Below are 18,978 nucleotides of genomic sequence, written 5' to 3'. Positions count from 1 at the left end.
GGCTGCATCGCTGCGCCAGCGGGTTCTTAAGATCTATGTGGCTTCAGTCTCCGCCACCGCCACCGCCGCCATCTCCGCCGCCACCGCCGGAGTCTCCACCACCGCCGCCGCTGTCGTGACCCCCGCTATGACCGCCGCCATCCCAGCCGCCGTGGCTGCCATGACCTCCGCCCCAGCTGCTACCGCCGTGGTTATGATGGTTGTGGCTGCTGTTACCGTTGCCCCCGTCGTGATGATTGCCGGAATGATGTTTATTGTGGCTGTCTTCAGGGGTAAGGTCCATACCGGTACCGTTGAAGAAGAAACTGTCTGCAGAGTTATTTCTGTCCTTTCCTCTGTTCCCGCGTTTATTGTTGTTATCTTTCATAATGGCTTTTGAGACGATGTAGAAGAACACTACAACAAAAATAATACCAATACCCAAACCTATCCCTCCTAAAATTTACATGCTCCTTACCAGGATTGTACCATAATATTGCAAATATTCCTCTGCCTTGCGCGGAGAGTGTGGCAGACAGGGTACAATAACTGGGTGAACAGTGTGCGGTGTTGGTGGGGAATATATTATTAGACTGAGAAAAAAAGGATTAGACAGGAAGCAGCGTTTTGCGAATATTGATATTTACAAGAGGCGGGCAGTAAAAAAATGAGCAATCCCGAAGAAACTGAGTATGTGAATATCTGGTAAGATTAGCTTAGAAACTATCAAGCCATTCAATTTTTAGACATTAAATTAAAAGGAGGCTGTTATGAAAAATATCTTTAATCAAACGGACACAGCGGAGATCTTGAACCGAATAGACAAATTGAGTCCCAATTCACGCCCTCAATGGGGTAAGATGAATGTCGCCCAAATGCTAGCTCATTGCTCATCGTTCCACGACATTGCAATGGGAAATACCTTTCCTCCAAGAGGTTGGTTAGGCGTATTAATTGGAACGTTTGTGAAACCAATCTTTTTTAATGACAAGCCGCTTGCCCGCAACATGTCCACTATTCCTACAATTTTGATTGTAGAAGAAAAAGAATTTGAAATAGAAAAAGAAAAACTAAAACAAAAAATTATAACATTCCAGAGCAATGGCCCGGAAAAATGCACCTCCCACCCACATCCTTTTTTTGGGAAACTGACTCCTGAGCAATGGGGAAAAGGATTGTATAAGCACCTAAGCCATCACTTAAATCAGTTTGGCACATGAATTTCGCACTACATATGTCTACAATTCATCTATATCAGCTTTCCCCCCGGTCCTGCCTGAACTGCCTCGGAGTCATCCCCGTATATTTCTTGAACACTTTGGTAAAATAGCTCTGGTCGTTGAAATGCAGTCGGGTTGCGATATCCGAGAGGGTGATGCCCGGCAGATCCATCAGACGTTTGGCTTCCTCGATCCGTTCCCGCTGAATATAATCGCTGACGGCTAGGCCTGTATCCTTCTTGAACTGCTGGGACAGGTAGCTGGCATTAAGCCCTACAACATCTGCAAGCTTGCCGAGTGTAAGCTCCTCATATAAATGGTTGAAGATATAGTTCTGGCACAGCGCAGAAGTCCGGGATAGCTTGGATCTGCGGTTATTCTTCACATGATCGGCGAAATCACACAGGGCCGCAAGCTGGGCCCGTTCCACCGCTGGAATATCTCTCAGCTCTTCGATGTGCTGGATATGAAAATCGCTAAGCGTGTAGGCAATCTCCCAGAACAGTCCTCCGTCCATGGCCGCGCGTGTCGCCAGGGTAATGGAGGTGATGGCGAGATTCTTTTTGCTGCGCAGCTGGCTTTTCTTAGAGAGTAGTCCATACTGATCTTCGCGGAAACCCGCATGCGTCTGCAGCAGCCCTTCCTTGTCTCCGTTACGGATATGTCTGAAGAGCTCGCGCTCCTGGCCTGGATCATGGTGCAGCCAGGTATTTTCCCGGCGGTAGGACAGAGCCAGATCAGGTGCGCCGCCCTCCAGCTGTGCAGGCTGAAGCTCCAGGGAATTCAGCAGCAGTTCGCTGATGGATAAGGCTAGCCCGGTCACCAGTGTGTACAGCAGTATGGCCGCATGATACAGACGCATCCTGTCTAGTACGGGAAGCGCACTGTAATACTGAAGCCACACCTCCAGCTGTCCGGAGGGAATATTGTGGTCCCGCAGGAGACTCGCCGCCGTTTCTTCATTGATGGTCGTATACAGCGAGGGGCCGATCAAGATGGTTCCCGCCTGCTCTGCCACTCCCGATAACTGAAGTAAGATGAAATTCTCCAGGTAGGCCGTTGTACAGATAAGCGGAAAAACAACAGTCCTTGCATCATTCCCGAAGTTCGCAGCAACCTTAACTTGTCCCAGTACTTCAGCCGGCAGTCCTTGGCTGTCTTCAGCCGAAGGCCGGCCTTGGTATGACTGCGGCAGTGCCAGCGCCGTTTCGCCCTCTGCATTCAGCCAAACGACCGGTATCCGGTAAGCCTCGTACAGCAGTCCGCAGATATAAGGAATCCGTTCAAATATCTCTAATTGATCAAGCATATTCCCTCACCTCACACCTAATGAAAATACCAATAATACAATGATTTTGCCATAAATCTGCCGGGAAGTATATTAGAATGAGAAATAAGAAAGCACTTTCAAGGAGGCATATGATGACAACTGACATTCACCACCTCATATCGCAAATGACGCTTGAAGAGAAGGCTGGACTCTGTTCGGGGCTGGATTTCTGGCATACGAAAGGCATTGAACGGCTGGGTATTCCTTCTCTGATGATGACCGATGGGCCGCATGGACTGCGCAAGCAGGCAGAGAGCGCCGATCATCTGGGTCTCCATAACAGTGTGCCTGCTACATGTTTTCCTTCAGCGGCAGGACTTGCTTCTTCCTGGAACCGTGAGCTGATCCGCAGGGTTGGCGAAGCACTGGGCACAGAATGTCAGGCTGAGGATGTGGCCGTACTGCTGGGACCGGGAACCAATATCAAGCGTTCTCCGCTGAACGGGCGGAATTTCGAGTATTTCTCGGAAGACCCTTACTTATCATCGGAGATGGCCGCCAATCATATTCAGGGTGTTCAGAGCCAGGGCGTGGGCACATCGCTGAAGCATTTTGCCGCTAACAACCAGGAGCACCGCAGAATGTCTACAGATGCCGTAATTGACGAACGGACGCTGCGCGAGATTTATCTGGCGAGCTTCGAAGGGGCTGTGAAGCAAAGCCAGCCATGGAGTGTCATGAGCTCCTACAACCGGGTGAACGGTGAATACGCTTCGGAAAGTGAAACCCTGCTGACCCGGATTCTAAGGGATGAATGGGGATTTGAAGGCTTCGTGGTGTCAGATTGGGGAGCGGTGAACGAACGGGTGAAGGCGCTACAAGCCGGACTTGAGCTGGAGATGCCTTCAAGCGGCGGAATCGGTGACGCCAAAATCGTAGCCGCCGTGAACAGCGGCGAACTGTCCATGGAGACGCTGGACCTTGCGGTGGAGCGGCTGCTGAGCTTTATTTTCAAACGGACAGAGCGTCGTATAGAAAATGCTTCGTTTGATCCCGAGGAACACCACCGGCTTGCGCGTGAAGTGGCCCGGGAGAGCATGGTGCTGCTGAAGAATGAAGACAGGCTGCTGCCGCTTGCCCGCGAAGGGAAAATTGCCATCATCGGTGAATTCGCCAAGAAGCCGCGTTATCAGGGCGGCGGAAGCTCGCATGTGAATCCGACGAAGCTGGATGATGCTTTTGCGGAAATGCAGGCTGTAGCGGGAGCATCTGCAAGCTTCCACTATGCGCAGGGTTATGAACTGGGCAGCGATGAGGTGAATGGGGAGCTACTGCGTGAAGCGCGTGAGACAGCCGATAAGTCGGATGTCGCGGTGTTGTTCCTTGGGTTGCCTGACCGCTACGAGTCGGAGGGCTATGACCGCAGTCATCTGTCGCTGCCCGCGAGCCACATTGCGCTTATTGATGCGGTGGCAGAGGTGCAGGAGAATATGATCATCGTCCTTAGCAACGGATCCCCGGTGGAGATGCCTTGGCTCTCCAAGACGAAGGCAGTCCTGGAAGGCTATCTGGGCGGACAGGCCTTTGGCGGTGCGGTGGCTGATCTGCTCTTCGGCGTGGTGAGTCCAAGCGGCAAGCTGGCTGAGACGTTCCCGGTGAAGCTGAGCGATAACCCGTCGTTCCTGAATTTCCCCGGTGAAGGGGACAGGGTGGAGTACAAGGAAGGCTTATTCGTCGGCTATCGCTATTATGATAAAAAAGAGCTGGAGCCGCTCTTCCCGTTCGGTTTCGGCCTGAGCTATACCGAATTCGAGTATAGTGATCTGATCCTGGACAAAACGGGCCTGAGCGATAAGGAAACTGTGAAGGTCAGCGTAACCGTGACGAATACCGGCAACCGGACAGGACAGGAGATTGTGCAGCTCTATGTAGGTGATGTGGAGAGCAGCGTTATCCGTCCGCTGCAGGAGCTGAAGGGTTTCCAGAAGGTGGAGCTGCAGCCCGGAGAAGCGCGGGAGGTTTCTTTTGTACTGAATAAACGGGCCTTTGCCTATTACAATGTGGAGCTTGCTGATTGGCATGTGGAGAGCGGGACATTCCGGATCGGGATCGGGGCCTCTTCCCGTGATATCCGCCTGACGGCTTCCCTGGAAGTGTCCTCCACGACCGAAATCGCAGTACGCTTTCACCGGAATACTACTGTCGGGGATTTGCTGGATAATCCGCTTACGGCAGAGACGGCGAAGAAATTCAGCAGTATTTTTGGACTCGAAAGTGCGATGGAGGACAATCCGGATATGTTCCTGGCGATGATGAAATATATGCCGCTGCGGGCCATGATCGGATTCGGGCAGGGGAAATATACCGAGGCGGATCTGGCTAAGGATCTGCGCGAGCTGAATGCGCTGGTGGCAGCGAAATAACGGCAGCTGAAGCGTGAAGTATCCTCAAAGACTTTCGTATGGATGACAAAAGACAGCAGCCCTGGAGCGGGGGGGGGCTGTCTTTTGGCTTACTTGCAGAGTAAAACTCCTAAGCGGATTAAAATAGTCCAATCCCGGATCACCAGATTGTCCAATTCATCCGTACAATAGAAGAGTTATAATGAAAGCGCAAACATTATTGTGGGGCAGGACTGTCAGATGAATTTCTATGTTCAAATGGAGGTATAGATGATGACGAATATACAGCTTAAATGGTACTCCAGTACAGAAGATGCGCCTTGGACCGAACATGGGGTATCCGCGACTGAAATTACTAGACCGGAGCATACTGCTCCGGCCAACCTGACCATTACGGAAGACATCTACCAGACCCTGGAAGGCTTCGGTGGCTGCTTCAACGAACTCGGCTACGACGCGCTTAGCCATCTGCCGGAGGAAGAGCGGGCCAGGGTGATGTACGACCTGTTCCATCCCGAAGGCGGGCAGCGTTTCAGTATCTGCCGTCTGCCTATCGGAGCCAGCGATTATGCGCTCGATTGGTATAGCCTGAACGAAACGGATGGCGACTATGCCATGGAGCATTTCTCGATTGAACGGGACAGAAAGCTGCTCATTCCCTATATCAAGGAAGCCCTGGCGCTGAACCCGGAGCTGAAGTTATTTGCTTCTCCCTGGAGTCCGCCAACCTGGATGAAATTTCCCAAGGCCTACAATTATGGTACACTCCGCTGGGAGCCGGAGATTCTTGCTGCTTATGCCCTCTATTTCGTGAAGTTCGTGGAAGCCTACCGGGAAGAGGGAATTACCATACATCAGGTGCATGTGCAGAATGAAGTGGTTGCCGACCAGAAGTTCCCGTCCTGTGTCTGGACCGGCGAGCAGCTCAAAGTTTTTATCCGTGATTATCTGGGCCCAGCCTTCGAGAAGCATGGACTGGATACGGAAATATGGCTCGGTACGATCAATGCCCCGGAACCATGGGATGAATGGCTGAAGAAGAAGTCCAGCGATTATGACGCGTATGCGGGTGTCGTGCTTGGTGATCCGGAGGCTTACAAATACGTTAAAGGCGTGGGTTATCAGTGGGCAGGTAAGCATGCGATCCAGCGTACGGTGCAGAGCTACCCAGAGCTGAGATACATGCAGACGGAAAATGAATGCGGCGACGGCGAGAACACCTGGTTTTATGCCAAATATATATTTGGCCTGTACCAGCACTATTTTATGAACGGTGTAAATGCCTACATCTACTGGAATATGGCACTTGCTCCGAAAGGGCGCAGCACCTGGGGCTGGGAGCAGAATTCCATGCTGACCATTGATCCTGCTTCAAGACAGGCCACCCATAATCCAGAGTACTATGTGATGAAGCATTTCTCCCGCTTTGCAGCGCCGGGTTCGGTAAGAATTGGGCTGAAGGGACCGTGGAGCGGACATGCTGCCGCATTCCGCACACCGGAGGGCAGGGTAACCATTGTTATCGCAAATCCCTATATGGAGGCGCGGATGCTGCATCTGCAAAGCGGGTCATCGCTGTATTCCTTCAAGCTGGAAGCAGAATCCTTTCATACCTTTGTGATAGGTTAATTGGATCACAGTATAGTTATATTCACAAGACTAACGCCCGGAGCTTACGGGGCGTTAGTTTTTTGCTACAAGAAAGGCATATTCGTATACATTTATATTATTCCATTCCAGGGATAAACTACTGCAAGTGAGGCAAGGGGGCTGGAGCGCGTTATGTTTGCCAAATGGATGATGAAGCTGTCGGAGCCCTTCCGGCGGAGTATACGCAACAAGCTTATTCTGACGATGATTCTGCTGGCCGTGGTGCCCATCGTAGCCATTACCGGTCTGGCTGCAGAGAACAGCCGCCGCTCCATGGAGGCTGAAGTGATCAGCACGAATCTCTCCAATATGAAATGGACCGGAATCTATCTGGGCGACCAGTTCGCCCAGTTGAACAATCTGATCTATACGGTGCTGATCAGTCCGCATTTGAGCGATTATCTTGCGAATGCGGAGGAAGCCAGCCTGTCCAGCCAGTTCACTGCGCAGCGGAATATTACCGATACTTTGACCAATCTGTTCTACTCTGCGGGCAATCATGTGGTAGGCGTAGAGCTGTATTTGAAGGATTACAACAAGCTGTACACGATCAATGCCTCCCAGAGTGACATTGAATCCCCGGCTACGGTTCCGTTACCTTATAAGCTGCTGTTCGATCAGAACAAGGATTTCATGATCACTACGGACAGTACAGATAGGGCCAAGTTTCAACTGGTCCGCAGCATTAACCGTTTTGAGAACCAGGAGAAGCTGGGCGGAATTTCCCTGCAGATCCGCTGGGGAGTGCTTGATCAGACGCTGAATCTGCTGGGGCGCGGGAATGACCATACCGTTTTTATTGCCGGAACGGATGGTAAGGTCCTCTACCAGCCCTGGGGCAATGCTCCGGCAGCGGCAACGCTGGAACGGGTCGCTGGAACGGGTGAGAGCCAGGGGTATTTTCGCAGTGACGATGAGTATGTGTTCTACAACACCATTGATCCGGTGGGTCTGAAGCTGGTTACTGTGATTCCGAACAGCTTCATTAACCAGAGTGCGCTGGCGACGATGAACTTTGGACTGATTATCGGTGCCGTATCTGTTGTCGTGGCCATTCTGCTCGCAGTCATTCTGGCCTGGCGGCTGGCTACACCGATTGTCAGTCTGGCCCGCTCAATTCAAGGCTTTGGCATGATGAAGGAACGGGAGATGCGGCACAGCAACCGTGTGGATGAGATCGGCCTGCTGGAGACGAAGCTGGATCAGATGTCGCACCGCATCCGGGAGCATATCCGTACGGAGTATATGATCAGTCTGGAGAAAAAAAGCGCCGAGCTCAAAGCACTTCAGGCGCAGATCAACCCGCACTTTCTGCAGAACACCCTGCAGATGATCGGCAGCATGCTGTTCAAGAACAGCCCCGCAGAAAGCTATGAAGTGATTAGATCGCTGAGCGATATGTTCCGCTATATCATCCGCGAGCCGGAGGATCTGGCACCGCTGCGGGCGGAGCTGACTCATCTGAACAACTACATGCAGATTCAGCAGCAGCGTTTCGCCGCCCGGTTGAGTTACCGTCTAGAAGTGGATGAAGAAGCACTTGGGAGCTTTATTCCGAAGCTGAGTCTCCAGCCGATTGTGGAGAATGCTTTTTTTCATGGCCTGGAGCAGCAGGAGGGTCTCTGGGAGCTTGAGGTCAAGGTGGTCTGTTCCGGACAGGATACGGTCATTATGATCCGTGACAATGGTGTAGGCATGGAGCCGAACCGGCTTACAGAACTTCAGGGCCGGCTTACCCGGCGCAGCGGGGATTTATGGACGCACGGAGAGCGGATTGGACTGCGCAATGTCGCTTCACGGATTCAAATGCATTTTGGCGACAGCTACGGCATTCAAGTGGAGAGCCGGGAAGGAGAGGGGACTACGGTGACCGTAAGAATTCCCCTATAAAACAAATATAAATTGAATTTTGAATTTTCAAAAATACGGGCAGAAGTGGCGGAGGAGAAGTTTGGAACTGTAGGAGCGATAGCGACCGCCTTTGTCTGCGGATTTCAACCGTAATCAGAGGTATAAAATAAGAAATCTGCGGACAACAGCGGCCGGAAGTCCAAACATTCTCTGGAGCCACGGCCGAACCCGGAATTATGATTTTCCATGCTCGATTTATTACAGAAAGGAATGAGCCGACAATGTATAAAGTGCTGCTGGTGGATGATGAGAGCTGGAACCGTGACATTGTGCGGACGTTTGGCTCCTGGGCAGAATTAGAAATGGAAATTGCCGGTGAGGCGGAAGACGGACGGGAGGCACTTCGCCTGATAGGAGAGCTGTCCCCGCAGATTGTCATTACTGACATGCGTATGCCCGGTGCGGACGGTGTTATGCTGATGAACGCAGTGCATGAACGTTTTCCTGAGGTCAAGATGATTGTGGTCAGCGGCTACGATGATTTCAAATATGCGCAGAATGCCATCCGGTACGGGGCGGTGGATTATTTGCTGAAGCCCATTGATCCGAAGGAGCTGAATGCTGTGCTGGGCAAATGCCGGAAAGAGCTGGAGGCAGCTTCGCAAGGACAAAGTGCCTATGCGCTGAACATCGATGTGTCCATATGGCTTGCTTCCTGCAAGCAGCTCATGCGGGTGCATTTCAATGAATTGAATGCTGAAGGTGTAAATTCAGTTCTGGATGGAGCCCAAAAAGAATTGGAGCTTGGCGGAACCGAAGTGCCCGGAGCGCTCCGCCAGGCCGGCAGTGAAATGCTGTTGCTCCTGAAGGAGCTCATGCGGGGTAACGGGCTTGCAGAGGATGATCTGAAAGCAGAAATCCCGCATGCGGCAATGACTTCGGCAGGGAGTTTGACCGCCTATCTGAAGGAGATCTATGAGACAAGCCTCGAGCAGCTGATCGGTCAGCGCAAGTTCAAAAACAAGCTGAACCTCGAAGAGGTGAGACAGTATATCGACGGGCATTTTGCCGAGGCGGTGACGCTGGAAGGGCTAGCCAGGGCTTTTTTTGTCAGCAAGGAGTATTTGAGCAAGGTGTTCAAGCTGGAATATGGCTGCAACGTAACGGATTACATACTCGGGCTGCGGATGGACAAAGCCAGGGAATGGCTGGCCGATGAGAGTATTCCAATCAAGACCGTAGCGGAGCTTGCGGGGTATGAAGATGTTGGGTATTTCTACAGGGTATTCAAGAAACATTATGGCGTGGCTCCGGGAGAAATGCGCAAGCAGAAAGCCGGTTTAAAAATGTCCAATCCGGAAGGGTAATTCCGTCCAATTAAACGCTTTCATAAACAGGATACAATGAAAGCGTAAACAAAACACAGACATTGGGAGGTCTTACAGCATGACAAAGACGAGCAAAGGGTTACTCTGCACGATCCTCGCCGCTACACTGCTTGCAGGCTGCGGCAATAACAACAGCGGTAATGCAGGCACTGCATCCGGAGATACAACAGGCACTGGCAGTGTTGGCAAAAGCGTCACACTGAAGATGTTCATCGCCCAGCCGCGCTTCAAAGAGCAGTATGACAACTACATCGCCGAGTTTGTAAAGAAAGAGAAAGCAGACAAGAACATCGACGTCTCCGTGCAACTGGAAATGCCTACGGCGGACAACGCTTCCCAGATTCTCAAAACACGGCTCGCTTCGAATGATGCGCCGGATATTTTCGCCATACATGCTGTCAACGAAATCCCTTCCTACTATAAAGCCGGATATTTGGAGGACCTGACAAGCCAGCCTTTTGTCGGCAAATTGCTCGACAGCGTGAAGCCTTCAGTTACGACTACAGACGGCAAGGTTGTGGCCTTGCCTCTGGAAACCTTGTCTTGGGGCTACCTGTACAATAAAAAAATCTTCAGTGAGCAGGGACTGACTCCGCCAACGACGCTGACAGAGATGAAGGCAGTCATTGAGAAGCTGAAGGCCCAGAAAATTACTCCATTCGTACTTTCGTACAAGGAGTCCTGGATTCCGCAGCTGGTGCTGCCGCTGGCTGTAGGCGGAATGATGAAGACTGAAGATCCTGAATTTGTGAACAAAATGAACAAGGACGAAGGCTCCTTCAGCGAGATGAAATCGGCAATCTTTGATGTATTCGATCTGATCAATGAGAATGGCACAGCCAAAGCCACCGAGGTTGGCGGCGATGATGGTGCAGCGGCTTTCGCAGCAGGCAAGGGAGCAATGTGGCTGATGGGTCCATGGTATGCGGAGACGATTCTCAAATCCAATCCGGATCTGGACTTTGGGGTAGCACCGCTGCCGATCAACGATAATGCGGATGCGACACTGATCAACCTCAGCGCCTCAACGTCGCTGGCGCTGTCGCCGACCAGCAAGAACAAAGAAGTTGCACTCGACTTCCTGAACTATGTGCTGGATGATAAGGCATCCAACGAACTTTTCCAGGCTATGAAGTTCAATCCGGTATCCACGGTTCACACGTATGAGAGCTATCCTTGGATTACTGAAGCAACTTCCTATGTCAAAGCAGGCAAGTCTGTACAAGACCCGGCTATTCCGCAATCGGTCAAGGATGAGGTAGGCAAGGGGCTGCAGGCATACTACGCCGGACAAATGTCGCAAGATGATGTACTGAAGGCACTCGATAAAGCATGGAAATCCTACAACAAAGTCAATAAATAAGCTGCGGCAGACGATCAGGGATGGAAGAGCGAGGGAACCCTGTTATCCTCCATCCCTGTTTGCTGCTGCCCACATCATAGAAGGAGAGGGGCGGATACTGTGCCGGTCAAGAGCTATAAACATATTGTTTCGCTGCTTGCTTTCGTCGCGCCCGCATTTATTATTTACTCATTGTTTCTGCTGATTCCCACGATTGGCGGAATGTATTACAGCTTCACTGACTGGAACGGTCTGAACCGCAATTACTCTTTTATCGGACTTGGGAATTTTATTGAAGCGCTCCGGGAAGATCCCGATTTCGTACATTCTCTAATGTTTACACTGAAATACGTTCTCTTCATGATCGTTCTGCAAAATGTATTCGCACTTGTGCTAGCGGTGTTCATTGAGACAAAGACCAGAACCAAAGGCTTTTTCCGCACCATTTTCTTCATGCCAAATATGATCAGTACGATTATCAGTGCCTTCATGTGGACCTTTGTGTTCTCCCAGGTGCTGCCGCAAATTGCCGAAAAAACGGCCATGTCCTTCCTGGACCAGCTGTGGATCGGCGATCCCAAGGTCTCCTTTTATTCGATCATAATCGTATCGCTGTGGAACGGTGTCGGCTATATGATGATTATATATCTGGCCGCCCTGCAGGGTGTGCCGCAAAGCCTCAAGGAAGCTGCCGTTATTGATGGGGCCAGCCCGTTCCAGACGTTCCGCAAGGTGACACTGCCAATGATTACGCATGCTGTTACGATCTGCTTCTTCCTGACGTTGAACGGGGCGTTCAAGGTGTTCGAGGCGGTCTACGGACTCACCGGTGGTGGTCCCGGACGCAGTACGCAGGTAATCACGATGAACATTTATGAAGAGGCGTTCTCCAACAACTTCCGTTACGGTTATGCCAGCGCCAAATCGGTTATTCTGTTTGCGATCATCCTGATCTTCACCTTCATCCAGATTGGTGTCATGAAACGAAAAGAGGTGGAAGCATGAGACTCAGAAAAGGGGCTTCCCTGCTCATTACACTGTTTCTATCGATCGGAGCGGTCATTTCCTTCTTCCCGATCTACCTGGCCATTATCAATTCCGTAAAAACACAGGGTGAGATGTTCTCCTCCTTCCTGGCGCTGCCTACCAAGCTGCATTTCGAGAATTACAGCCAGGCCTTTGATAAAATCAACCTGCTGCACAGCACACTGAACTCGGTGATTGTGTCCGTGATCGGCATCGGAGGCATTATCTTCTGTGCGGCCCTGGCCGGCTACAAGCTGTCCCGGACCTCGGGAAGACTGAGCGCAGCCATCTTCTCCTTATTCATAGCTTCGATGCTGGTGCCGTTTCATTCGATCATGATTCCGCTGACCCGTATGGCCAAAACCCTTCATGTCAGCGGCAGCACCTACGGGTTGGCCCTCATCTATATTGGCCTGGGGGTCAATATGGCGATATTCCTGTATCATGGGTTTGTGAAGTCCATTCCCCGGGAGCTGGAGGAAGCGGCCCGGATGGACGGTTGCGGGGAATTCCAGACCTTCTTCCGGATTATCTTTCCGCTGCTGCTGCCGATTACGGTGACTATCGCGATTCTGGACTTCCTGTGGATCTGGAATGACTTCCTGCTGCCACTGCTGATGCTTACGGATTCCAACAAATACACACTGATCCTCTCGACGAATACTTTGTTCGGGGAATACAACAAGGAGTGGTCGCTCATTCTGGCCGCGCTGGTGCTGACCGCACTTCCGGTCATTGTGATCTACGGCTTCTTCCAGAAGTTCATTATGCAGGGGATTGCTGAGGGCGCAATTAAGGGTTGAGTTTTATAAGGTGAACTTCAGAGTGCAAAATTGGATATGGTCGCACTGCGGGGACTGTTTGGACTTTCGGCCGCTGTTGTCTTCAAATTTCTTGATTTATACCGCTTTAGCGGATGAAATTAGAAGACAAAGGCGGACGCTACGCTCCTACAGTTCCAAACGTCCCCTCCGTACTTCTACCCTATTTATGTCTATAAAGTTCAACTTATATATGGTGTGGGAAGGACAAGGACAAAAACAAAAACAAAACAATGAGAAGTGATTCCACAATGGAGGTAACAGCAACGATGACTATACTTCGCTACGGCGTAGCCTATTACGACGAATATATGCCTTACGAGCGGCTGGACGAGGATATCGCCATGATGAAGGAGGCGGGCATCAATACGGTCCGTATTGCTGAATCCACCTGGAGTACGCATGAGCCTCAGAACGGGGTGTTCGACTTCACCTCTGTCGACAGGGTACTGGATGCGATGCATGCCGCAGGGATTGCTGTGATCGTCGGAACCCCAACGTATGCTGTTCCCACCTGGCTGGTCAAGGAACATCCGGATGTCCTTGCGGTAACTCCAAGAGGCCCTGGAAAGTACGGCGCGCGGCAGATTATGGACATAACGAATCCCACCTATCTGTTCCATGCGGAGCGGATCATCCGCAAGCTGATCAGCCGTGTCTGCAAGCATCCGGCAGTGATCGGCTACCAGACAGACAATGAGACCAAGCACTATGATACGGCCGGAGACAATGTGCAGCTTCTGTTCGTCAAATATATGCGGGAGCGCTTCGGAACACTGGAGGAGATCAACCGGCGCTTCGGGCTGGATTACTGGAGCAACCGGATTAACAGCTGGGAGGACTTCCCCTCGGTAGTGGGCACCATTAACGGCAGCCTGGGGGCGGAATTCGCCCGCTTCCAGCGCGGACTGGTGACGAAGTTTCTCGCTTGGCAGGTGGCGCTGGTGAACGAGTATAAGCAGCCGGGACAGTTTGTTACACAGAATTTTGATTTTGAATGGCGGGGTTATTCCTATGGCGTTCAGCCTTCGGTAGACCACTTTGCCGCTGCAGAAGCCTTCGATATTGCCGGTGTGGATATTTATCATCCCTCACAGCATGAGCTGACCGGAACGGAAATCGCCTTCGGGGGTGATATGACCCGTTCGCTGAAGCGCAGCAACTACCTGGTGCTGGAGACACAGGCGCAGGCTTTTCCCCACTGGACACCTTATCCGGGCCAACTGCGGCTGCAGGCCTTCAGTCATCTGGCATCGGGGGCGAATATGGTCGCCTACTGGCATTGGCATTCCATTCATAATTCGTTCGAGACGTATTGGAAAGGGCTGCTCAGCCATGATTTCAAGCCGAACCCGGTCTATAACGAAGCGATCACGATTGGCAGGGATTTTGCACGTTTGAGCGGGTCGCTGTACGGTCTGAATAAGCAGAACAAGGTTGCAGTTATGGTAAGTAACGAAGCCCTGACAGCGATGGAGTGGTTCAAGCTGCCGGACGGCAAGAATTACAATGATGTGGTGCGCTGGCTGTATGACGGGCTGTACCGGATGAATATTGAATGCGACTTCATTCAGCCGGGTTATCCCGGGTTGTCCGAGTATAGTCTGATTATCGTTCCGGCCTTGTATGCTGTTCCGGACGAGGCGCTTGAGCATCTGAATGAATACGTCCGCGGCGGCGGTCATGTTGTGTACTCCTTCAAAAGCGGGTTCGCGGACGAAGTCACCCAGGTGCGGACAACTGTTCAGCCGGGGATCATTAGCGAGGCGTGTGGCATCAGCTACAGTATGTTCGTTACACCGCACGAGGTACGGCTGAAGAGTGAGAACATGGCGGTCGGCGCTGAAGATAACCATGTGGACACATGGATGGAACTGATTACTCCGACGACGGCGGAGGTGCTGCTGCGGTACGATCATCCCCACTACGGCGAATATGCCGCAGTTACCCGGAACCGATACGGACAGGGAAGTGCGACATATATCGGCTGCATGACAAGCAAAGAGATGACGCACAGCATACTGAAGACCGCTGTGCAGGAGGCTGGATTATGGGGGGCTGACCAGGAGCTGGCTTTTCCTCTGATCGTCAAGACAGGCATCAATCCACTGAACCAGACGGTGCGGTACTACTTAAATTATTCTGACACGCCGCAGTCTTTCGTATATCCACATGGCTCTGCAGAAGAGCTGTTGTCGGGCCGGGAAGTTGCTTCAAATGAGGAACTGAAGCTTGCTCCTTGGGGTGTTCTGATTCTGCAGGCTCAGAATATTTGATTTCTCCTCTGGACTTTGCTAACATACGATGTAATAAAATAATACTTTTAGTTTTCTAGGGTTCCGCAGCGGTTCAAGGCTGGCTGGTCCGAGGGAAAACGCGCCGAGCTATGCTCGGTGTCAACACGGAGGGATAAAAGCCCGGGAGGTATCGTCCAATTGGATGATGGCCTTCCGGGCTTATTTTATTTTAAAATATAAAAATTTATATGTTTTACACTATAAATTATCCTTATATTTCTCGCTGAAACGGATACCGTCCTCAAAAGGACGTCAAAGCCGTTTCCGCTTACAGGAGGAGAATCCTTTATGAAAAGCAATAAGGCGTGGTTGAGTATTGCAGGTGCGGCCTGCCTGGAGGTGGTATGGGTCATCGGATTGAAGCATGCTTCCGCTCCCTGGGAGTGGGTGGTTACGGGACTGGCGCTTCTGGTCAGCTTCTATACTCTGATTGTGGTAAGCAGCAAGCTGCCTGCAGGAACGGTATACGCTGTATTTGTCGGACTTGGAACGGCGGGAACGGTTCTTGCGGATATGATCTGGTTCGGGGAACCGGTCAAGCTGCTCAAGCTGGTGCTAATTCTGGTGCTGTTGGCGGGGGTTATTGGCCTGAAGCTTGTTACCGGAGATTCCCATTCGAAGGAGGTGTTGTAACATGGCTTGGATCATGCTTATTGCAGCAGGCTGCTGCGAGATGCTCGGGGTGGCTATGCTGGGCAGGCTGCACCGGAACCGCGACTTACCGACATTGTGCCTGTTTCTGCTGGGTTTTGGCGGGAGTCTGCTACTGTTGTCTCAGGCGATGGACACCATTCCAATGGGTACGGCCTATGCGGTATGGACAGGAATTGGCGCTTCCGGGGGAGCGGTGCTGGGGATGCTGCTATATGGGGAGGGGCGCGGATTACGGCGGATTATTTGTATTGTAATGATTCTAGGAGCAGCCGTCGGCCTCAAGTTAACAGGCTGATTACTGCTGAAAGTAATGAAATGGACACCTTTGCTGTGTTTCGACGGGTACAACATGGTAAGTATATATACTATGTATATTAACGTAAGCCAACAAACATTTAAGGGAGACTTTCATGATGAAGAGTGATATATCCGGCACCGCTACACTTAAAGACGGAACCGCACTGACGAAGATGGGCCAGGGAACCTGGAATATAGGCGAGAATAATGCAACGCGTGACGAGGAGATTGCCGCTCTGAGGCTGGGAGTGGAGCTTGGCATGAACCTGATTGATACGGCAGAAATGTATGGGGATGGCCGCTCAGAAGAACTGGTAGGAGAGGCAATCCGGGGAATCCGTGACCAGGTATTTTTGGTCTCCAAGGTGTATCCGCATCATGCCGGCCTGAACCGGATTACCCGCAGCTGTGAACAGAGTCTGAACCGACTGGGAACAGATCATCTGGATCTGTATCTTCTGCACTGGAAGGGGGAGGTTCCGCTTGAGGAGACGGTAGAGGGGATGGAGCAGCTGGTAGCCTCCGGTAAAATCGCCCGCTGGGGCGTCTCCAACCTGGACACGAAGGATATGAAAAAGCTGGTGCGCATTCCCGGCGGGGAGCACTGCGCTGTCAATCAGGTGCTCTATCATCTAGGCTCTAGAGGTATTGAGCATGAGCTGGTGCCTTGGCAGCGCACCCATAAGATTCCTGTAATGGCCTATTCTCCACTGGCCCAGGCAGGTAAGCTGCGCAAAGGGTTGGCCGACAATGCGACCGTGCGGGAGATCGCGCAGAATCATGGAGCGACACCGCTGCAGATCATGCTGGCCTGGAGCATCCATGGAGGCGATGTGATCGCCATTCCCAAAGCTTCAACCCGTGAGCATGTAACCGAAAATGCTGCAGCCGCAAAGATCCGTCTGAGCGATGAGGAGTACTGGCAGCTCGACGATGCATTTCCGCAGCCGGCCTGGAAAGTGCCGCTGGATATGATTTGAGCAGAGTGGAAGGGCTGCCCCGGTTGCGGGACGGCCTTTTTTTATGTCCGTCCAGGGACGCGGCCGGAACTGGTATTACTCATTCGCGAAATTATGTTTGCTATAATAAGTAAATTTATACTAACAAAACAAAAGTGTATTCAAAAATCCACCTTCAATTTATAATAAAATAAATTATAAATAGCATTGATATAAGTTTTACAAGTAATGACAAAACTTTTTCTTACATGCTAACAAGAATAACAGGAGGGTACTCAATACATGACTAAGATTCAATTTCCGGCGGATTTTGCCTGGGGGGCTGCTACTGCCGCCTATCAGATCGAGGGGGCCTATCAGGAGGATGGGCGGGGGTTGTCCATCTGGGATACCTTTTCCCGAATTCCCGGCAAGGTGGTTAACGGGGACAACGGGGATACGGCTTGCGACAGTTACCACCGTTACCGGGAAGATATCGCACTCATGAAGGAGCTGGGTATCAAGGCATACCGGTTCTCGATCGCCTGGCCGCGTATTTTTCCGCAAGGGACGGGGGAAGTCAATTCCAAGGGTCTGGAATATTACGGGGATTTCATTGATACGCTGCTAGAGAACGGTATTGAGCCGGTATGTACTCTGTATCACTGGGATCTGCCGCAGGCCCTGGAGGATCAGGGAGGGTGGAGCAACCGCAGCACCATAGATGCTTTTGCCGGATATTGCGAGACAGTATTCCGGGCTTTCCATGGCAAAATCAAACAGTGGTACACGATAAATGAGCCTTGGTGTGCGTCTTTTCTCTCCCACTATTACGGAGAGCACGCTCCCGGGAATAAAGACCTGCAGACCTCTCTCGACGTGGCCCATCATCTACTTGTCGCCCACGGGAGGGCTGTGAGGAAATTCCGGGAGCTGGGTTATGACGGCAGAATCGGTTATGCGCCTAATGTAACCTGGATGGAACCCTACAGCACCCGTCAGGAGGATATAGATGCCTGCCGGCGGCAGACCGGCTGGTTTCTGGAATGGTTCATGGACCCCGTGTTCAAGGGAGAATACCCTTCCTTCCTGGTAGAATGGTTTGCAAAAGCAGGGGCACAGCTGCACATTGCCGAAGGCGACATGGAGCTGATTAGCGAGCCTATCGATATCCTGGGCATCAACTATTATAACGGAAGTGTTGCCCGGTACGACTCTGAAGGGGGGCTGATGCAGATTGCCACATTGGATATGGGGTATGAGCACACGGATATCGGCTGGCCGATTTATCCGCAAGGATTTTACACCGTTCTCAGCCGCATTCATGAATTGTACGGAGATATTCCGATTTATATTACAGAGAATGGTGCATGCTATAATGACGAGCCGGCAGACGGTGTGGTGGCGGATCAGAAGCGGATTAATTTTATTCATAAGCATCTGATTCAGCTGGAGCGCTGCATCGCTTCGGGCATTCCGGTCAAAGGCTATTATTCCTGGTCGCTAATGGACAATTTTGAATGGGCATATGGCTATACCATGCGGTTCGGTCTGATTCATGTGGATTACAGCACACTGGCAAGAACGAAAAAGGACAGCTTTTACTGGTACCAGGATACGATTGCCCATAACGGGGTTTACATCTGAATATGGAATGAAACAACGGAGGTCTTGCGGATACATGCAGGCTTCCGTTTTTACATAAGTAGGCCCTTCGCAGCAGGAAAATGCCTGTAAATAGCCCTTTGGCAGGAGCTCTTAAATGATGTCAACAATGTTCATGACGAAACCGTGTTTTCAATTTAATGACAAAGAAAGCGCTTTGATTTACGATGTGGTCATA

General features: G+C 51.4%; 15 protein-coding genes and 1 riboswitch. Of the genes, 13 read left to right on the top strand and 2 right to left on the bottom strand.

The features are described from left to right. Window positions 1–43: 43 nt before the first annotated feature. A complete protein-coding gene (locus tag AC0MA3_RS09355; RefSeq protein WP_474655960.1) occupies window positions 44–424 on the bottom strand; it encodes a hypothetical protein in 381 nt (126 codons plus the stop codon). A gap of 325 nt (window positions 425–749) precedes the next feature. On the opposite strand from AC0MA3_RS09355, the gene AC0MA3_RS09350 reads away from it, so the two are divergent. Continuing rightward, complete coding sequence (locus AC0MA3_RS09350) at window positions 750–1,199, top strand: DUF1569 domain-containing protein (protein ID WP_474655959.1); 450 nt, start codon at window positions 750–752, stop codon at window positions 1,197–1,199. A gap of 34 nt (window positions 1,200–1,233) precedes the next feature. Here the strand turns inward: AC0MA3_RS09350 and AC0MA3_RS09345 are convergent, their stop codons facing one another. Beyond that, window positions 1,234–2,508 (bottom strand): helix-turn-helix domain-containing protein, encoded by a 1,275-nt coding sequence (locus AC0MA3_RS09345; protein WP_474655958.1) that lies wholly within the window; start codon window positions 2,506–2,508, stop codon window positions 1,234–1,236. Between the two features lie 113 nt (window positions 2,509–2,621). Between AC0MA3_RS09345 and AC0MA3_RS09340 the strand changes: the two genes are divergently transcribed. From AC0MA3_RS09340 to AC0MA3_RS09285, 12 genes are all read left to right on the top strand, one after another. Further along, a complete protein-coding gene (locus tag AC0MA3_RS09340) occupies window positions 2,622–4,892 on the top strand; it encodes a glycoside hydrolase family 3 C-terminal domain-containing protein (protein ID WP_474655957.1) in 2,271 nt (756 codons plus the stop codon). Window positions 4,893–5,144: 252 nt separating this feature from the next. After that, on the top strand, window positions 5,145–6,500 hold the full coding sequence (locus tag AC0MA3_RS09335) for a glycoside hydrolase family 30 protein (protein ID WP_474655995.1): 1,356 nt from the start codon (window positions 5,145–5,147) through the stop codon (window positions 6,498–6,500). A gap of 153 nt (window positions 6,501–6,653) precedes the next feature. Next, window positions 6,654–8,411, top strand: a complete 1,758-nt coding sequence (locus AC0MA3_RS09330) for a sensor histidine kinase (protein ID WP_474655956.1) — start codon at window positions 6,654–6,656, stop codon at window positions 8,409–8,411. Between the two features lie 242 nt (window positions 8,412–8,653). After that, on the top strand, window positions 8,654–9,739 hold the full coding sequence (locus AC0MA3_RS09325; protein WP_474655955.1) for a response regulator transcription factor: 1,086 nt from the start codon (window positions 8,654–8,656) through the stop codon (window positions 9,737–9,739). A gap of 79 nt (window positions 9,740–9,818) precedes the next feature. Continuing rightward, on the top strand, window positions 9,819–11,123 hold the full coding sequence (locus tag AC0MA3_RS09320) for an ABC transporter substrate-binding protein (RefSeq protein WP_474655954.1): 1,305 nt from the start codon (window positions 9,819–9,821) through the stop codon (window positions 11,121–11,123). Window positions 11,124–11,222: 99 nt separating this feature from the next. Further along, entirely contained in the window at window positions 11,223–12,107 is an 885-nt protein-coding gene (locus AC0MA3_RS09315) for a carbohydrate ABC transporter permease (RefSeq protein ID WP_379160033.1), read from the top strand. Further along, window positions 12,104–12,931, top strand: a complete 828-nt coding sequence (locus AC0MA3_RS09310; protein WP_379160036.1) for a carbohydrate ABC transporter permease — start codon at window positions 12,104–12,106, stop codon at window positions 12,929–12,931. The genes AC0MA3_RS09315 and AC0MA3_RS09310 overlap by 4 nt, the downstream gene beginning before the upstream one ends. Before the next feature lie 287 nt (window positions 12,932–13,218). Then, window positions 13,219–15,225, top strand: coding sequence for a beta-galactosidase (locus AC0MA3_RS09305; protein ID WP_474655953.1), 2,007 nt, complete (start codon window positions 13,219–13,221; stop codon window positions 15,223–15,225). A gap of 44 nt (window positions 15,226–15,269) precedes the next feature. Continuing rightward, a riboswitch (guanidine-I (ykkC/yxkD leader) is annotated at window positions 15,270–15,375 on the top strand. Between the two features lie 159 nt (window positions 15,376–15,534). After that, window positions 15,535–15,879 (top strand): DMT family transporter, encoded by a 345-nt coding sequence (locus AC0MA3_RS09300; RefSeq protein ID WP_474655952.1) that lies wholly within the window; start codon window positions 15,535–15,537, stop codon window positions 15,877–15,879. A 1-nt stretch (window position 15,880) separates the two neighbouring features. Beyond that, on the top strand, window positions 15,881–16,195 hold the full coding sequence (locus AC0MA3_RS09295) for a DMT family transporter (RefSeq protein ID WP_379160045.1): 315 nt from the start codon (window positions 15,881–15,883) through the stop codon (window positions 16,193–16,195). Between the two features lie 115 nt (window positions 16,196–16,310). Next, complete coding sequence (locus tag AC0MA3_RS09290; RefSeq protein WP_474655951.1) at window positions 16,311–17,177, top strand: aldo/keto reductase; 867 nt, start codon at window positions 16,311–16,313, stop codon at window positions 17,175–17,177. A 261-nt stretch (window positions 17,178–17,438) separates the two neighbouring features. Then, window positions 17,439–18,782 (top strand): GH1 family beta-glucosidase, encoded by a 1,344-nt coding sequence (locus AC0MA3_RS09285; protein ID WP_474655950.1) that lies wholly within the window; start codon window positions 17,439–17,441, stop codon window positions 18,780–18,782. The last annotated feature ends 196 nt before the right edge of the window (window positions 18,783–18,978 follow it).

The organism is Paenibacillus sp. LS-5, from assembly GCF_056121505.1.
Note: the sequence above shows the minus strand (reverse complement) of the source record. Positions and strands in the feature narration are given on the sequence as shown.